At 63.5% G+C, this 17,135-nt stretch carries 11 protein-coding genes; 7 read left to right on the top strand and 4 right to left on the bottom strand.

Features of this window, described 5'->3' with window-relative positions; all coding sequences use genetic code 11:
• Positions 1-112 precede the first annotated feature (112 nt).
• Entirely contained in the window at positions 113-3,388 is a 3,276-nt protein-coding gene (locus QN219_RS11200; RefSeq protein WP_283999953.1) for an adenylate/guanylate cyclase domain-containing protein, read from the bottom strand.
• 279 nt (positions 3,389-3,667) lie between these two features.
• On the opposite strand from QN219_RS11200, the gene ilvD reads away from it, so the two are divergent.
• Positions 3,668-5,506: a dihydroxy-acid dehydratase gene (gene ilvD / locus QN219_RS11205; RefSeq protein WP_283999727.1), complete on the top strand. Its 1,839-nt coding sequence runs from the start codon at positions 3,668-3,670 to the stop codon at positions 5,504-5,506.
• Between the two features lie 69 nt (positions 5,507-5,575).
• Here the strand turns inward: ilvD and QN219_RS11210 are convergent, their stop codons facing one another.
• Positions 5,576-5,980, bottom strand: coding sequence for a GFA family protein (locus QN219_RS11210; RefSeq protein WP_173510137.1), 405 nt, complete (start codon positions 5,978-5,980; stop codon positions 5,576-5,578).
• Between the two features lie 215 nt (positions 5,981-6,195).
• Positions 6,196-6,642, bottom strand: coding sequence for a MarR family winged helix-turn-helix transcriptional regulator (locus tag QN219_RS11215; protein WP_283999729.1), 447 nt, complete (start codon positions 6,640-6,642; stop codon positions 6,196-6,198).
• A gap of 63 nt (positions 6,643-6,705) precedes the next feature.
• Between QN219_RS11215 and QN219_RS11220 the strand changes: the two genes are divergently transcribed.
• From QN219_RS11220 to QN219_RS11230, 3 genes are all read left to right on the top strand, one after another.
• Positions 6,706-7,431: a thioredoxin family protein gene (locus QN219_RS11220; RefSeq protein WP_283999731.1), complete on the top strand. Its 726-nt coding sequence runs from the start codon at positions 6,706-6,708 to the stop codon at positions 7,429-7,431.
• A gap of 96 nt (positions 7,432-7,527) precedes the next feature.
• Positions 7,528-8,001, top strand: a complete 474-nt coding sequence (locus tag QN219_RS11225; protein ID WP_283999733.1) for a DUF1579 domain-containing protein — start codon at positions 7,528-7,530, stop codon at positions 7,999-8,001.
• A 178-nt stretch (positions 8,002-8,179) separates the two neighbouring features.
• Positions 8,180-8,950: a VOC family protein gene (locus tag QN219_RS11230; RefSeq protein ID WP_283999735.1), complete on the top strand. Its 771-nt coding sequence runs from the start codon at positions 8,180-8,182 to the stop codon at positions 8,948-8,950.
• 213 nt (positions 8,951-9,163) lie between these two features.
• Here QN219_RS11230 and QN219_RS11235 read toward each other — a convergent pair whose 3' ends face one another.
• Entirely contained in the window at positions 9,164-10,126 is a 963-nt protein-coding gene (locus QN219_RS11235) for a LysR family transcriptional regulator (RefSeq protein WP_283999736.1), read from the bottom strand.
• A gap of 107 nt (positions 10,127-10,233) precedes the next feature.
• On the opposite strand from QN219_RS11235, the gene QN219_RS11240 reads away from it, so the two are divergent.
• The 3 genes from QN219_RS11240 (at position 10,234) to QN219_RS11250 (ending at position 17,135) form a co-directional block, all read left to right on the top strand.
• On the top strand, positions 10,234-11,268 hold the full coding sequence (locus QN219_RS11240) for an aldo/keto reductase (RefSeq protein WP_283999738.1): 1,035 nt from the start codon (positions 10,234-10,236) through the stop codon (positions 11,266-11,268).
• 131 nt (positions 11,269-11,399) lie between these two features.
• Positions 11,400-14,726, top strand: a complete 3,327-nt coding sequence (locus tag QN219_RS11245; protein WP_283999740.1) for a transglutaminase family protein — start codon at positions 11,400-11,402, stop codon at positions 14,724-14,726.
• Positions 14,727-17,135, top strand: coding sequence for a circularly permuted type 2 ATP-grasp protein (locus QN219_RS11250; RefSeq protein WP_283999741.1), 2,409 nt, complete (start codon positions 14,727-14,729; stop codon positions 17,133-17,135).

Below are 17,135 nucleotides of genomic sequence, written 5' to 3' on the forward strand. Positions count from 1 at the left end.
CTCCTCCCGCGACGGTACAGCGCCAGACATCTTCGCGGCAACCGATCGCGGTAACCCTTGAGTCCAGGCCCGCTGTCTCGGACCGACAGGCTTCATCTGGAAGCGCGATGCCTTAGTCGAGAAACGGCAATATCACCAATGCTTCAGGATCAAGATCGTGACGCACGCAGATGTCTCGAGCCAGTGTAAAATAGCGCTCGGCCTCGTCCAGATCTCCCGCGTCGAGGCAGAGCGCTCCAAGGCCATCATAGCATGGAAACAGGAGCTGTGCTTCGCCCGTTTCGGCCGCGAGATCGAGCGCCTCGCCGTAAAGGCGGCGGGCGTCGTGCGGCTGGTCGTGGCATTGGTATATCTGCCCGAGCACAAGCAGGGAAACCGGCAGATGATCGCGCTGATCGAGAGCGCGGTCGATTTCGATCGCCTTCTCAGCAGCCGGCACTCCATCGGCCGCACATCGGTCGGTGAAGGTACAGTAGGCGACGGCGAGATTGGCTAGCAGCCGTGCCTCAAAGCCGAGATCGCCGGCACGCCGCGCCATGTTCAGGCCGCGTCGGCAGACATCGATCGCGAGCTTGGGATCGACGATCGTGTAGAGCACGCCGAGGTTCGTGTATCCGCGGCAGGCCGCCTGCATCAGGGTGGCCGCCTCGGCGACGGCAACACTCTCCTCAACCGCGGCGATCGCCTCGCGCCGGCGGCCGCGTCGCGCCAGCGCCACGCCCTTGGTGTTCAATGCCTCGGCCGTAACCAAGGCTGCCTCGCGCCACATCTCGTCACCGGCGTCGAGCCCCAGGTCCTTGACCCGGCTCAACGCTTCGTCCGCCCACTCCGAAGCAGCAAGATAGTCGCCCATGCGGAATGCAAGATGTCCGCGCTCCTGCAGAAGCGAAGCGCTCTCCACTGGCGCATCCACCCTTGCGAGGAGTGCGGCGGCTTCGGTGAAATTCGCCTGGGCCTGTTCGCGATTGCCGGCCTCCCAGAGGAGATGGCCGAGCTTGCGAAGGATCCGCGCGGAGGCGACCGGGTCGGCCGAGACGCGTTCGCAGGCGAGCAGTGCGCGATAATGCTCCTCCGCGGCACCGCGCTCACCGGCCGGGCCCAGGAGATCCGCGACGCGCTCGCGGGCCACGAACCATTCCGGCCTTTCTTCGCCCAGGGCCGCAAGGGCCGCCATGGCCTGCCGGTAGTAGCGGATGGCATCCTCGTTGGCGCAGAGCTGGCGCGCCCGATCGCCGGCCGCCATCAGATAGCGTGCGCTCTTGCTCCGGTCTTTCGATTGGCTGAAGTGATGGCCGAGCAGCGCCAGTTCCTCGAAGCGCTGCGGGTCCTCGCCGTAGCGACGCTCCAGCGCCTCGGCGATGGCCGCATGAATTTCCGCGCGACGCTTCACGAGCAGGTTGTTGTAGACGACCTCGTGAAGCAGCGACTGCATGAAACGATAGGTCTGCGACGATCGCTCGCTCCCCGACTCTTCTATGATTTCCGTGTCGCAAAGCAGTTCCAGACCCTGGTCCACGTTGGCCGGCGCGACGGCGATGCTCTTTAGCAGGTGCGCCTCGAAGCTCGGGCCGATAACCGCGGCGCAGTGGACCAGCCGGCGCACCTCCTGCGGCAATCGGTCAATTCTCGCGAGCAACATCGCCTCAATGCCGATCGGAATGTCGACCGTCGCTTCACTGGCGGCCACGTGCCAACGGGAACCGTCGCGCCTGAGCATGTCCAGGTCGATCAGGCTGCGGACAATCTCCTCAACGAACAGCGGGTTGCCACCGGCCCGACGCAGGATCCGCTCACACAATTCCTTGGGCAGGCCGCCCTCCCCGAACAAGGCCGAGAGGAGCCGTTGGCCATCGGGCGCGGATAGGGGTCCGAGGCGCAAGGCAGTAAGGCTGGTGCGGCCGGGCGCGAGCCGGTCAGCACCGGCATTTGGGCGCTGCGTCGTCAAGAGCATCAGCGGCCGGCGATCCAGCCTGTCCAGCGCGAAACGGAGCGCCTCCAGCGACGCCGAGTCTGCCCAGTGCAGGTCCTCTATGACGAGAAGCAGCGGCGCCTGGTCGAGTCGCCGCTCCAAGATGGTCCGGATGGCGGAGAACAGCTGTCGCCTAACCTGTTCCGGAGCGATGTGCTGCAGCATTCCATCGCGATCGCCGATGCCGAGAATATGAAAGAAGAGCGGCATGAGCTGTTCGATTTCGGCGGGGGGAAAGCCGATTTCCGCGAGGCCGAGCGATAGGGCCTCCTGCGTCTGCTCCGGTGTGTCGGTCGAAGAGATGCCGTAGGCGCTGCGCAGAACCTTCGCGAGCGTTCCGTAGGAGGGCTCGCCCAGTGGAGAACATCCCGCCCGCCGCACAACGACGTGTGCGAACAATGCGTCTCCGGCAAGGCCGGCGAGAAAATCGTTGACGAGGCGCGACTTGCCGATGCCGGCTTCGCCGGTAAGTCGCACCAGTTGCGCCGTGCCGCTGCAGGCCAGCGCAAGACAGTCGCGCAAGCGGCCGATTTCCTTGTCACGCCCGATGAGCGGCGCGCTCAGCCCGAGCGCATCAAGCCCCCGCGCCGCGCGTGGCACCTCGAGCGCCCCGGTCAGACGATGAACGTGTACGCTGCCCGCCTTGCCCCGCAAGGCGACCGCCCCAAGCGTCTCATAGGCAAAGGCATGCCGGGTGAGGCGGTGCGTCACCGGCCCGACAAGTATTTCGTCCGGACCGGCCATCGATTGCAAGCGCTGCGCGGTGTTCACCGTATCTCCCGTGACCGAATAGGATTTGCTGTCGCCCGCACCGAAAGCGCCGGCGACGACAGGCCCGGTATTGACGCCGATATGGAGGTTCAGCGGCAGGCCGATCCGTTTCCGCCAGCGTTCGCCCACCTGCGCCGCCCGACGTACCATTTCCTGCGCGGCACGAAGCGCCCGTTCCGGATCGTCCTCATGCGCCACCGGCGCACCGAAGAGGGCGAGCAGCGCGTCGCCGATGAACTTGTCGACAAACCCTCCGAATGCTTCGACTGCCTCCGTCAGTTCCTCGAAGAGTTCGTTCTGCAGCGCCTGCAAAGTCTCCGGATCGACCTGTTCGCCGAGGGCGGTGAAGCTGCAGAGATCGGCAAAGACGATCGTGACCGTGCGACGATCGGCGCCGCTATCCACGCTCGAACGTGCCGGCGAAACTACCGGTGAAGCCGTCCCGGAGACTTGAGGCCGCGGCAACGGGACGGATCGGGCCCCGGAGGGCGCCGAAGCACTGACCTGGGTGCCGCATTGCGGGCAAAAAGCGAAATGTGGCGGACAGGAATAGCCGCAGCCGGAACACAGGATCTGCTGTTTCGCACCGCACTTCGGGCAAAACGCAAAACCGCTCTCAATTTCGTAACCGCATTCGTGACAATTCATCTCGAACGAACCCTCGAGAAAGTCCGCCATGCCCAGGAGAAGCCCCGGCCACTCGGGCATGAATGCCCGATGACAATGGACTTGTTGCATTGGCTTGGCAAGCAAACGCGGGATAAGCCGCACGGCAATGCGCGGCGACCCCTGGCAAACGCATCAGGTCCGCGGAAATAATCTGACGCAAAAGATGACGCGCGCGCAATTTTGCGCTAGTACCCTGCACCGGCGCTCCAGGATCGCCATATACGCGCAATGACTTTCGTCCGTGAAGGGAACACGTTCATGCCTGCCTATCGCTCCCGCACCACCACCCACGGCCGCAACATGGCCGGCGCCCGCGGCCTCTGGCGCGCGACGGGCATGAAGGACAGCGACTTCGGCAAACCGATTATTGCGGTGGTGAACTCGTTTACCCAATTCGTGCCGGGTCATGTGCATCTCAAGGATCTTGGCCAGCTTGTCGCCCGCGAGATCGAGGCGGCCGGCGGCGTCGCCAAGGAATTCAACACGATCGCCGTCGACGACGGCATCGCCATGGGCCATGACGGCATGCTCTATTCGCTGCCCTCGCGCGAGATCATTGCCGACAGCGTCGAATACATGGTCAACGCCCATTGCGCCGATGCCATGGTCTGCATCTCCAACTGCGACAAGATCACCCCCGGCATGCTGATGGCGGCGCTGCGCCTCAACATCCCGGCCGTCTTCGTCTCCGGCGGTCCGATGGAAGCGGGCAAGGTCGTGCTGCACGGCAAGAAGCACGCGCTCGATCTGGTCGACGCCATGGTCGCGGCCGCCGATGACAACGTTTCCGATGAAGACGTCAAGGTTATCGAGCGTTCGGCCTGCCCGACCTGCGGCTCCTGCTCCGGCATGTTCACGGCGAACTCGATGAACTGTCTGACAGAGGCGCTCGGCCTTTCGCTCCCCGGCAACGGTTCGACGCTCGCCACCCATGCCGACCGCAAGCGCCTCTTCGTCGAGGCCGGCCATCTGGTGGTCGATCTCGCACGCCGCTACTACGAACAGGAAGACGGGCGCGTCCTGCCGCGCGCGATCGCCTCCAAGCAGGCCTTCGAGAATGCAATGGCGCTCGACATCGCCATGGGCGGCTCGACCAACACCGTGCTGCATATTCTCGCCGCCGCCTACGAGGGCGAGATCGATTTCACCATGGACGACATCGACCGGCTGTCGCGCAAGGTGCCGTGCCTGTCGAAGGTTGCGCCCGCGAAAGCCGACGTGCACATGGAAGACGTGCACCGCGCCGGCGGCATCATGTCTATTCTCGGCGAACTCGACAAAGGCGGCCTCATCAACCGCGACTGCGTGACCGTGCACAGCGAAACGCTCGGCGACGCCATCGACCGCTGGGACATCACCCGCACCTCGAGCGAAACCGTCCGCGATTTCTACCGCGCGGCTCCCGGCGGCATTCCGACCCAGGTCGCGTTCAGCCAGGACGCGCGCTGGGAGGATCTCGACACCGACCGCGAGAAGGGCGTCATCCGCTCGGTCGAGCACCCTTTCTCGAAGGATGGCGGCCTCGCCGTGCTCAAGGGCAACATCGCGCTCGACGGCTGCATCGTCAAAACGGCGGGCGTCGACGAGAGCATCCTGAAGTTTTCCGGCCCTGCGCGGGTCTTCGAGAGCCAGGACGCCTCCGTCAAGGCGATTCTCGCCAACGAGATCAAGGCGGGCGACGTGGTGGTCATCCGTTATGAGGGGCCGAAGGGCGGCCCGGGCATGCAGGAAATGCTCTATCCGACGAGCTATCTGAAGTCGAAGGGCCTTGGCAAGGCTTGCGCGCTGATCACCGATGGCCGTTTCTCCGGCGGTACCTCTGGCCTCTCCATCGGCCACGTTTCGCCGGAAGCGGCAAATGGCGGCACCATCGGCCTCGTGCGCGAGGGCGACATGATCGACATCGACATCCCGAACCGCACGATCAGCTTGCGCGTCGACGAAACCGAGCTTGCCGCTCGCCGCTCCGAGCAGGACGCCAAGGGCTGGAAGCCGGCCGAGCAGCGCAAGCGCAAGGTGACGACGGCGCTCAAAGCCTATGCCGCCTTTGCGACCTCTGCCGATCGGGGCGCCGTCCGCGATCTCGGCGACCGGTGATCGGCGCAACTCGCAAACGCAAGAAGGCCCCCGTCGCGGCGGGAGCCTTTTCGTTGCGAGCCGCTTGAATCACATGTAACGAGTCTCGGCGGGCGCGTTCCACCAGTTGTTGTGCAGCCCGTCCATGTACTGGATCGGCAGGGCCGCAAGCACGGCCGGATCGACATCGTCGAGGCATGCAATGTTGATGGAGACGAAGGCGCCGCCGATCTGCTCGACATATCCGTGGCCATAGGGCGCCACGCCGCAAGTCGTGCAGAACCGGTGATGACCGCTCATCGTAGCGAACTGATAGTCTCCGATGCCGGCCTCTTCGCACATCAGCCGGAAATCCTCAGGCTTCACGTTCGCGCCCCAATAGCGCGTTTTCGAGCAGTACGAACAATTGCAACGGCTGGTCCCGGCCTCGAGATCAGCATCGACCTCGTAACGAATCCGTCCGCAGTGGCAGCTCCCCTTGTAGGTCGTCTTCATCATCGTTCCTCCGCCTGAACAGCCGCAATGTCGTACCGCACGACGACACGGCGCTGCCGAGATCAGCACGATCTTCGGCGGAAAGCCATTCTTATTATCCACGGCTTTCGCCGGGCAAGGCGGCCGTACGGCGTTGTCCCTTCTCTCGCATGCGGGGGGATAAGTTCGCGCCAGCGCGCGATAAGGGGCAAGCCACCAGACCAGCCAGCCAGCGGTCAGGTGAGCGCCAGAAGATCGGAGCGCAAACGGTCCGCGCCGCCTTCACCGAGGCGCCTGTCGACCGCTTCATGCGTATCCTTCCAGATCGGCACGGCTTCCGCGAGCAACCGCCCGCCCTCCGCCGTCAGCCTCAGGCGCCTGAGGCGCCGGTCGGTCGAGTCGACAAAAACTTCGACGAGGCCGCGGCGCTCGAGCGGCTTCAGCGCCGCCGTCAGCGTCGTCCGGTCCATGGCAAGCAGGGACGCCACCGCGCTCATGCTCGGCGGTTCCGACCGGTTGAGCGACATCATCAGTGAGAACTGGCCGTTGGTTATGTCGAGCGGTCTCAACGCCTCGTCGAACTGACGGGCAAGCGCGCGGGCGGCGCGCTGCACGTGCAGGCACAGACAGGTATCCTTCACGAAAAGGGTGGTGGAAAATGGTATCGGCGGCGACTTTGACATGGTTGAGTAATGTTGATATCAACGTAATTAGTCAAGTGCTACATTTCGTGAGGAGGAAAGAGCATGAGACCGGACCATGCCGTCGTGTCACGTGAGGAGTGGCTGAAGGCGCGCAAATCGCTTCTCGCCCTGGAAAAGGAGCACACTCATCTTCGAGACCGGATCAATGCCGAGCGCCAGGCTCTGCCCTGGGTGAGGATGGACAAGTCCTATGTCTTCGAAACCCTTGCCGGCCCCAAGACGTTGCCGGAACTTTTCGGCGGGCGCAGTCAGCTCGTCGTCTATCACTTCATGCTTGGAGCGAACTGGGAAGCGGGCTGTCCAAGCTGCTCGTTTCTCGCCGACCACTTTGCCGGCATGCTGCCGCATCTAAACCATCACGACGTCACACTGATCGCGGCTTCGAATGCGCCGCTCGCCAAGATCGAAGCCTATCGCAAGCGGATGGGCTGGCATTTCCCCTGGGTTTCCGCCTGGGGCAACGACTTCAACCGCGACTTCCATGTGTCCTTCACACTCGCCGAACTCGCAGGCGAGAAGGTGATCTACAATTTCAGCGAGATCGACAGCGGCGATGCCTATGAAGAACTTCCGGGCCTCAGCGCCTTCTACAAGGACGAGGACGGAACCGTCTACCATACCTATTCCACCTATGCCCGCGGCCTGGAGGAACTGGTCGGCACCTTCATGCTGCTCGATCGGGCACCCAAGGGCCGCAATGAAGGCACGATCATGGATTTCGTCCGACGCCACGACGAATACGAAGAAGAACCCAGGCAAAGCGCCTGACCTTGATACGACCGAGGAACCAATCGGCATTCCCGCGCGTTGCTACGTTTCGCGGAGTTCCAGGTCGGAACGCCGCGTCTCGCCATGGAGGGATCAATGAAGGCGGAACCGCAGGAGGAGCACCGCTGGCTGGAACAGCTGCTCGGTGAATGGGAAGTCATGTCGCAACCTTCAACCGACACCGGCCAATCGCAGGCGCCATGGACGGAAAACGTGCGTTCGATGCAGGGTCTCTGGTTCGTCTGCGAAGGACAAGGCACGATGCCGGACGGCCGCATCGGCCAATCATTGATGACTCTCGGCTTCAATCCTCAGACCAGCCGCTATGTCGGCACCTGGGTCGGCTCCATGATGACGCATATGTGGATCTATGACGGCGTACTCGAAGACGACGGCAAGACACTGACGCTCAACTGTGAGGGGCCGGATTTCGACAGACCTGGCAGGTCCGCCAGATATCAGGACGTGATAACCCTCATCGACGCCGACCATCGCAGGCTGACCGCCCGTGTCCAGACCGAAGACGGGAACTGGAAGGAGATCATGGCCGCGGAATACCGCCGACGCTGATGCATGTCGCCCAAGACTGTGCAGCGTTTTAGGATAACAACATGCGTGAAAACAAGGTTGTGAAGCGCGTTGCGTGAATTCGTATGAACGCGACGCGGCGTAGTCGACGGCTAGCAAACCACCGTTCCGCTGCCGTGAATGGCAGTGCAATCCCCCAACAAAAACCGGAGGAAAGACAATGACGGGTCAGCATGGGAAATTCGTCTGGTACGAACTGATGACGACCGACACGAAGGCCGCCCAGACTTTTTACGAGAACGTGATTGGCTGGAGCGGCAGCGATGCCGGCATGCCGGGCATGGAATATACGCTGTTCTCCATGGGTGGTCAGCAGGTGGCAGGATTGATGACGATGCCCGAGGGCGCGCTCGAGATGAATATCCCGCCGGCGTGGCTCGGCTACGTCGCGGTCGATGACGTGGACGCGGCCGCCGCCAAAGTCGCCGCAGACGGCGGCAACGTCCACCGCGCTCCGGATGACATCCCTGGCGTCGGCCGCTTTGCCATCGTCACCGATCCGCATGGTGCCGTGTTCGCGCTGTTCAAGGGCACAAGCGAGGCGCCCCAGGCCCTTGAGCAGATGGCGCCTGGAAACGTCGGCTGGCACGAACTGATGGCGGGCGATCTCGATACCGCCTTCGCCTTCTATTCCAACCTGTTCGGCTGGACCAAGGACCAGGCCATGGACATGGGCGATATGGGCACTTACCAGATCTTCTCGTGGAACGGCACGCAGATCGGCGGCATGATGACCAAGCCGAAAGACATTCCAGCTCCCTATTGGCTCTATTATTTCAACGTCGAGGCACTGGACGCCGCGATCGAGCGAGCAAAATCCGGCGGCGCGAAGATCGTCCTGGAGCCTATGGAAGTGCCCGGCGGCGCCTGGATCGTCCAATGCATAGATCCGCAGGGCGCCCTTTTCGCCCTCGTCGCGCCGAAACGGTGACGGCGCAGTTTCGGACGCGCGGGCCTGGAGCGCCGTGCGTTCAAACCAACGCGCAAAGGACGCTCTAGCACTTTGATTCTAGAGCATCTTATCCGCTTTCGGTGATTCCGCCTGAAAGCGGGATGCTCTAGTCGACACGTGACTTTCCTTATGAGCGAGGGGCGCGAGTGCCCCTCGCTCGATGCTCTCGGCATAGCCTGCCCGTCTGGGAGGTCACGCTGTAACCGTCTCGACGCTGACCCGCCGATCGCTCCTCCGCTGAACCGGCTCCGGCGTCACGCGGGCATGCCTGGCAAGAAAATCGAGGACGGCACGGACTCGCGCGGGAAGCGCGCCACCCTGGCCGAGGAACACGGCATGGATTTCTTCCAGATCGCCGGGATTCAGATCTTCCAGAACGGGAACGAGCCGTCCGGCGCGAATGTCGGTGCGAACCGTGAATTCTGCAAGCCGAGCCAACCCGGTGCCAACAAGGGCGAGATGGCGTAGCCCCTCGCCATCGCTCACCTGCAGCGTTCCGGAAGCCGGCAGGACGACCGTTTCTCCGCCTGCTTGGATCGACCAGCCGTCGATGGCGCGCGCGTAGCAGAAGCCTAGCCGGTTATGAGCCTTGAGTTCTTCGATGTTCGAGGGCGTCCCGTACCGGTCGAGATAGGAGGGAGCCGCCACGATCACCATTCGCGTGGCGCCGAGCTTGCGGGCAACCAGCGCCGAACTCTTCAAAGGCCCTGATCGGATGGCAATATCGGCTCGCGCCTCCATCAGGTCGACCACCGCATCGGTCTGGACGATGTCGAGCGCGACGGCAGGGAAGCGCTCCTGGAAATCCGGCAGGAGTGGCATCAGGACATGGGTTGCGAAAGACGCGCTGACATTCACCCGGACCCGGCCCGTCGGCATTTCGCCGCCGACGGCACAGCGTTCGGCCTCCTCGATGTCGGCCAAAATGCGGGCGGTGCGCTCGTAGAAGGCACAGCCCTCCGGCGTCAGTTGCAGCCGCCGCGTGGACCGGTTGACGAGGCGGACGCCGAGCCGATCCTCGAGCCGGAGCACGAGTTTGCTGACCGCCGAAGGCGTCATACGAAAGTGGCGCGCTGCCGACGAGAAGCCGCCAAGCTCGACCGCCTTGGCGAACACTTCCATTTCCCCCGAACGATTGACCGAGAGTCGCGACATATGACTTCAACTCACAAATGATATTCCGAACTAAAGTCTAGCTCCAAAAAGCAAGCAACGCCATGTTCATGTCTCAATAGGTGTTGAGACAACAGAGGAGTTGCAAAATGGAGTATCGACGGCTTGGCTCGTCCGGTTTGAAGGTTCCGGCGCTGAGTTTCGGCGCGGGCACGTTCGGCGGCAAGGGTCCGCTCTTCGGCGCCTGGGGCACGACGGACGACGCGGAAGCGCGCCGGCTCGTCGACATCTGCCTCGAAGCGGGCGTCAACCTCTTCGACACGGCGGACGTCTACTCGGATGGCGCCTCGGAGGAGGTACTCGGCGCGGCGATCAAAGGCCGCCGCGGAAAGGTGATCCTTTCCACCAAGATGTCACTTCCGATGGGTGACGGCCCGAACGACGCCGGCTCATCCCGCTCGCGTCTCATCGATGGTGTCGACGCGGCGCTGAAGCGCCTCGGGACCGACTATATCGACCTGATGCAATTGCACGCTTTCGACGCCGGAACGCCGATCGAGGAGGTGCTGTCGACGCTCGACGACTTGGTGCGCGCCGGCAAGCTCCGCTATGTCGGCGTCTCCAATTTCTCCGGCTGGCAATTGATGAAATCGCTCGCGCTCGCCGAGAGATACGGCTATCCCCGCTACGTCGCAAACCAGGTCTATTATTCGCTGGTTGGCCGCGACTACGAGTGGGAACTGATGCCGCTCGGCCTCGATCAGGGTGTCGGGGCGCTCGTCTGGAGTCCGCTCGGTTGGGGTCGGCTGACCGGCAAGATCCGCCGCGGCGAGCCGTGGCCGGCCGGGAGCCGGCTGCATGACACCGCAACGTTCGGACCGCCGGTCGACGATGACAAGCTCTACGACATCGTCGATGTGCTCGATGCCTTGGCGGAGGAAACCGGCAGGACGGTGCCACAGATTGCCATCAACTGGCTTCTGCAGCGGCCGACCGTTTCGAGCGTCATCATCGGCGCCCGCAATGAAGAACAGCTCCGGCAGAACCTTGGCGCTGCCGGCTGGTCGCTCTCCGCCGATCAGGTGGCACGCCTCGACGAAGTCAGCGCAACGATGGCGCCCTACCCGCATTTCCCCTATTACAGGCAGGAAGGCTTTGCCCGCATCAACCCTCCGCCGGTCTGAGAAATGCGACACGGCGCAAAGGAAAGCCGGCAGCAATCGCGCTGCCGGGGTTTCGGCTTGCTTTCTTTCTTCGCATTGCACAAAGTTCCCTCGAATGGCCGGCAACGGACCGGCCATCGAGGGGAATCTGCATGTCGATCAAGGCCAGTATCTACCACCTCACCCATTACACCTATGACCGGCCGGTAAGGCTCACACCGCAAATCATCAGGCTGAAACCGGCGGCGCATTCCAAGACCAAGGTCATCAGCCATTCGCTGAAGGTCTCGCCTGCCAACCACTTCGTCAATCTGCAGCAGGATCCTTACGGCAACTACCTCGCCCGGTACGTCTTCCCCGATCCGGTGACGGAATTGAAGATCGAAGTCGACCTGGTCGCCGACATGACCGTCTACAATCCGTTCGATTTCTTCGTCGAGGAGGAAGCGGAGCACTGGCCTTTCCGCTATCCCGAAGACCTCAGCGAGGATTTGAAGATCTACATGGCGCCAGAGCCGATGGGGCCAAGACTTTCGCTCTTCATGGAGAGCGTCGACCGATCGCGCCAGCGCACCATCGACATGGTGGTCGGCCTCAACACGCGGCTGCAGAAGGAAATCGGCTACGTCATCCGCATGGAGGCGGGTGTCCAGTCGCCGGAAGAAACACTCGGCAGTGCCAAGGGTTCGTGTCGCGATTCGAGTTGGCTGCTGGTGCAGATCCTTCGCAACCTCGGCCTTGCCGCCCGTTTCGTCTCCGGCTACCTCATTCAGCTTACGCCGGATCTGAAGGCGCTCGACGGCCCCTCCGGCACCGAATACGATTTCACCGATCTTCACGCATGGGCCGAGGTTTACCTTCCGGGTGCCGGCTGGGTCGGGCTAGATCCAACCTCCGGGCTGCTTACCGGAGAGAGCCACATTCCGCTCGCTGCCACCCCGCACTATCGAAACGCCGCGCCCATATCCGGCGAGTTCTTCGGCGACCCGGACACGAGGACCGATTTCGCCTTTGACATGAAGGTCGCCCGCGTTGCGGAGCATCCCCGCATTACCAAGCCTTTCTCCGACGAGAGCTGGGATCAGCTGAACGCGCTTGGCGACAAGGTCGACCGCATCCTCGCCGAGAATGACGTTCGTCTGACCATGGGCGGCGAACCGACCTTCGTCTCGATCGACGACTTCGAATCCGACGAATGGAATACGGCCGCAGTCGGTCCGACGAAACGCGCGAAGGCCGACACGCTCATTCGTCGCCTGCGCGACCGCTTCGCGCCGGGAGGCTTCCTGCATTATGGACAGGGTAAGTGGTATCCGGGCGAAAGCCTGCCACGCTGGACCTTTTCCCTTTACTGGCGCAAGGACGGCGTACCGATCTGGCGGCAGGCAAATCTGATCGCGGAGGAAGACGGTCGGCACGAGATCGCGGATCGGGACGCCGAGCGCCTGCTTGTCGCAATCGCCGGCGAACTCGACGTCGATGCGGACATGGTCGTTCCGGCCTACGAGGATCCGGCCGAGTGGATCATCAAGGAGGCGAACCTCCCGGACAATGTCGATCCCTCGAATTCGAAGCTCAAGGATCCCGAGGAGCGCAGCCGCCTCGCCCGCGTCTTCGAACGCGGCCTGACGACCCCGACGGGCTATGTTCTGCCCGTGCAGGCCTGGAACGCTCGTGCTGGCGGACCGCGATGGATGAGCGAGAAATGGAAGACGCGGCGCGGCCGGCTTTTCCTCGTTCCCGGCGACAGCCCGGTCGGCTATCGCCTGCCGCTCGGCTCGCTGCCCTATATCGCACCCTCCGCCTACCCCTATATCAATCCGGTGGATCCGACCGTTCCGCGGGACGACCTGCCCGACTTCACCGAAAACCGCGGCAGAGCGCAGCACTCTCGCTTCCAGCCATCCGAGGAGCCGCTGACACAGCTCCCCTCCCCGCGCGACGAGATCGACGGTGCCGTCCGCACGGCGATCAGCGTCGAGCCACGCGACGGCCGGCTCTGTATCTTCATGCCGCCGACGACGAGCATCGAGGAATATCTCGATCTCATCGCTTCGACCGAGCGCGCCGCCGCGGTGCTCGGCGTTCCGGTGCATATCGAAGGCTACCCGCCGCCGCAGGACGAGCGCATCAACGTCATCCGCGTCGCCCCGGATCCCGGCGTGATCGAGGTCAACATCCATCCTGCCTCGAACTGGCGGGAATGCGTCGACACCACCACGGCGATCTACGAGGAGGCCCGTCAGAGCAGGCTCGGCACCGATAAATTCATGATCGACGGCCGCCATACCGGAACAGGCGGCGGCAACCACGTGGTCGTCGGCGGCCGCAGCCCCAACGACAGTCCTTTCCTGCGCCGGCCGGATCTGCTGAAGAGCATCGTGCTCCACTGGCAGCGCCATCCTTCGCTTTCCTATCTCTTTTCCGGCCTCTTCATCGGCCCGACAAGCCAAGCGCCGCGCATCGACGAAGCGCGCCACGATTCGCTCTATGAGCTGGAGATCGCGCTTGCACAGGTACCGCCCCCAGGGTCCGATCGCCCGCCCCCCTTGCCGTGGCTCGTGGACCGGCTGTTCCGCAACCTGCTCGTCGACGTCACCGGCAACACCCATCGCTCTGAAATCTGCATAGACAAGCTGTTCTCTCCGGACGGCCCGACGGGGCGGCTCGGGCTGATCGAATTCCGCGGCTTCGAGATGCCGCCGAACGCGCGCATGTCGCTCGCTCAGCAATTGCTCGTCCGCGCGCTCATCGCCCGTTTCTGGAAAAGCCCTGTTGACGGCGGCTTCGTGCGGTGGGGCACGGTCCTGCACGACCGCTTCATGCTGCCGCATCATGTGTGGCAGGATTTTCTCGACGTGATTGCCGACCTTCGCGCCCACGGCTTCGATTTGAGACCCGAATGGTTCGAGGCCCAACTCGAATTCCGTTTCCCCTTTTGCGGCGAGGTGGAATACGAAGCGGCGAAGCTCGAGCTTCGCCAGGCGCTGGAACCGTGGCACGTCATGGGAGAGCAAAGCGTGATCGGCGGCACCGTGCGCTATGTCGATTCCTCGGTGGAGCGATTGCAGGTGAAGCTCGAAACCGCCAATCCGGAGCGCTACACGGTTGCCTGCAATGGCCGTCCCGTGCCGCTCTCAAGGACAGGGAAAGGCGGCGTGGCCGTCGCAGGCGTGCGTTACAAGGCCTGGCAGCCCGCCTCCGGCCTGCATCCGGTGCTGCCGGTCAACACTCCCCTTACATTTGATATTTATGATACATGGTCGAATCGGGCGATCGGCGGCTGTATCTATCATGTGGCGCATCCCGGCGGGCGCAATTATGAGACATTTCCGGTCAACGGCAACGAGGCCGAGGCGCGCCGTCTGGCGCGCTTCGAACCCTGGGGCCACACCACCGGCGGATATCGACTCCAACCCGAGAGCCCGCCGGCAGAATTTCCGCTGACGCTCGACCTGAGACGTCCGGCAGGAGTGTAGATGGCGAAGAAACAAACGGCAGAGGCAACGGAGCAAGATCGGCTCGACAGTGACCCGGTGTTCGGTTATCGCGCCCTTCCGGGTGTCGCCGACGAAATGCTCGATCCGCACGGCAATGTCCGACCGGTCTGGCAGCGGCTGCTCTCGACCCTTGGCCGTCTGGACGAAACGGATCTCGCCAACCGCTTTGCCCGCGCCGACCGCTACCTCCGCGATGCCGGTGTTTTCTATCGAGCCTATGGCGGCAGGGGGAGTTCGGAACGAAGCTGGCCGCTATCCCACATTCCCGTCCTGATCGACGAGGCGGAATGGGCGGTCGTTTCGCAGGGGCTCGTCCAGCGTGCCGAACTGCTCGAACGCGTGGTCGCCGACATCTACGGCGAAAACCGGCTGGTGCAGGAAGGGCTGCTGCCCCCCGCCCTCGTCGCCTCCAATCCGGAGTTCCTGCGCCCTCTCGTCGGCGTCAAACCGGCCGACGGGCATTTCCTACACTTCTGTTCCTTCGAGATCGGGCGCGGACCGGACGGCAATTGGTGGGTGCTTTCCGACCGGACCGAGGCTCCCTCCGGGGCCGGCTTCGCGCTGGAAAATCGCGTTGCGACCACGCGCGCCTTTTCCAACCTCTATGCCGAAACCCACGTGCACCGATTAGCGGGCTTCTTCGGCGCCTTCCGCGACACGCTGCAGGCCCGAAAACAACATCCGGACGACCGCATTGCCGTTCTCTCGCCGGGCATCGCCAACGAGACCTATTTCGAACACGCCTATATCGCCCGCTACCTCGGCTTCATGCTGCTCGAGGGTGAGGACCTGACGGTCGTGGGCGGCCGGGTCATGGTTCGCACGGTTGCCGGCCTCAAGCCTGTCGGCGTCCTCTGGCGCCGCCTTGATGCCGCCTTCGCCGATCCGCTCGAACTCAATCAGTCCTCCCATATCGGCACGCCCGGGATCGTCGAGGCGCTCAGGGCTGGCTCCGTCTCGATCGTCAATGCGCTCGGCTCCGGCATCCTGGAAACCCGCGCCTTTCTCGCCTTCATGCCGGCGATCTGCCGTCACCTGCTCGGCGAGGAGCAAAAGCTGCCGTCGATCGCTACATGGTGGTGCGGACAGCAGTCCGAACGCGACAATGTCGCCGGCAACATCGAGCGCATGGTGATCGGCCCTGCCTATTCGACCCGCCCGTTTTTCGACGACAACGGACAATCCATTCTTGGTACGTCGCTGTGCGAGGGAAACAGCTCCGTTGCGGAGCGCCTTGGAACCGGTGGCGGCAAGCTGGTGGGGCAGGAGGTCGTCACGCTCTCGACGACGCCCGCCTGGGTGCGCGGCCGGCTGACGCCGCGGCCGATGAGCTTGCGGGTCTTTGCCGCGCGCACGCGCGAAGGCTGGCAGATCATGCCTGGCGGCTTCGCGCGCATAGGCTCCGGTGACGACGTGGCTGCGATCGCGATGAAGGCCGGTGGCACGACCGCCGACGTCTGGATCGTCAGTGACAAGCCGGTCGAGCGCACGACGCTGCTCCCGGCCGAGGAAAGCTTCACGCGCAACATGCCGGGCAGCCTGCCGAGCCGCGCGGCCGACAATCTCTTCTGGCTCGGCCGTTATATCGAGCGGGCGGAAGGAGCCCTCAGAATCCTTCGCGCCTGGCACGGACGCTTCGCCGAAGCCGCCGACCCGAATATGCCGCTGCTGAAGGACGTCACAGACTATTTGGCCGCCCTCGACATCAACGCGCGCCAGCCGGTGCCCGACAGCCTGCTTGCCAATATCGACAGCGCGCTCTTCAGCGCAGGCAACATCCGCGACCGGTTTTCGCCCGATGGTTGGCTGGCTCTCAACGACCTGTCGCGGACGGCGCGGAAGTTCCACGCGACCGTGCAGGCCGGCGACGACGCCACGCATGCGATGACGATCCTGTTGCGCAAGCTCGCCGGCTTTGCCGGTCTCGTCCACGAAAACATGTATCGCTTCACCGGCTGGCGTTTCCTGTCGATCGGTCGTTACATCGAGCGTGGCCTCCACATGACCCGCCTGCTCGGACACATGTCGGGACCTGAGGCTCCGGACGGTGCCTATGACATGCTGCTCGAGATCGGCGACAGCGTCATGACCCACCGCCGCCGCTACAACGTCAACACGGCGGCCTTGACCGTCACCGACCTGCTCGCCCTCGATCCGCTCAATCCGCGCTCGATCCTTTATCAGTTGAACGAGATCAAGACTGAGGTCGAGCTCCTGCCGAACGCCTTCGTCAACGGCCAGATGTCTCCCTTCTACCGCGAGACGATGCGGCTTCATTCCGGCCTTGCGGTGATGACGCCGGAGGCCATGACCGCCACCGTCTACAAGCAGCTCGAACGCGACCTGGAACGGCTCTCGGATCTGCTCGCGCAAACCTATCTCGGCTGA

Source organism: Sinorhizobium sp. 8-89 (assembly GCF_030124325.1).
GTDB lineage: Bacteria > Pseudomonadota > Alphaproteobacteria > Rhizobiales > Rhizobiaceae > Sinorhizobium.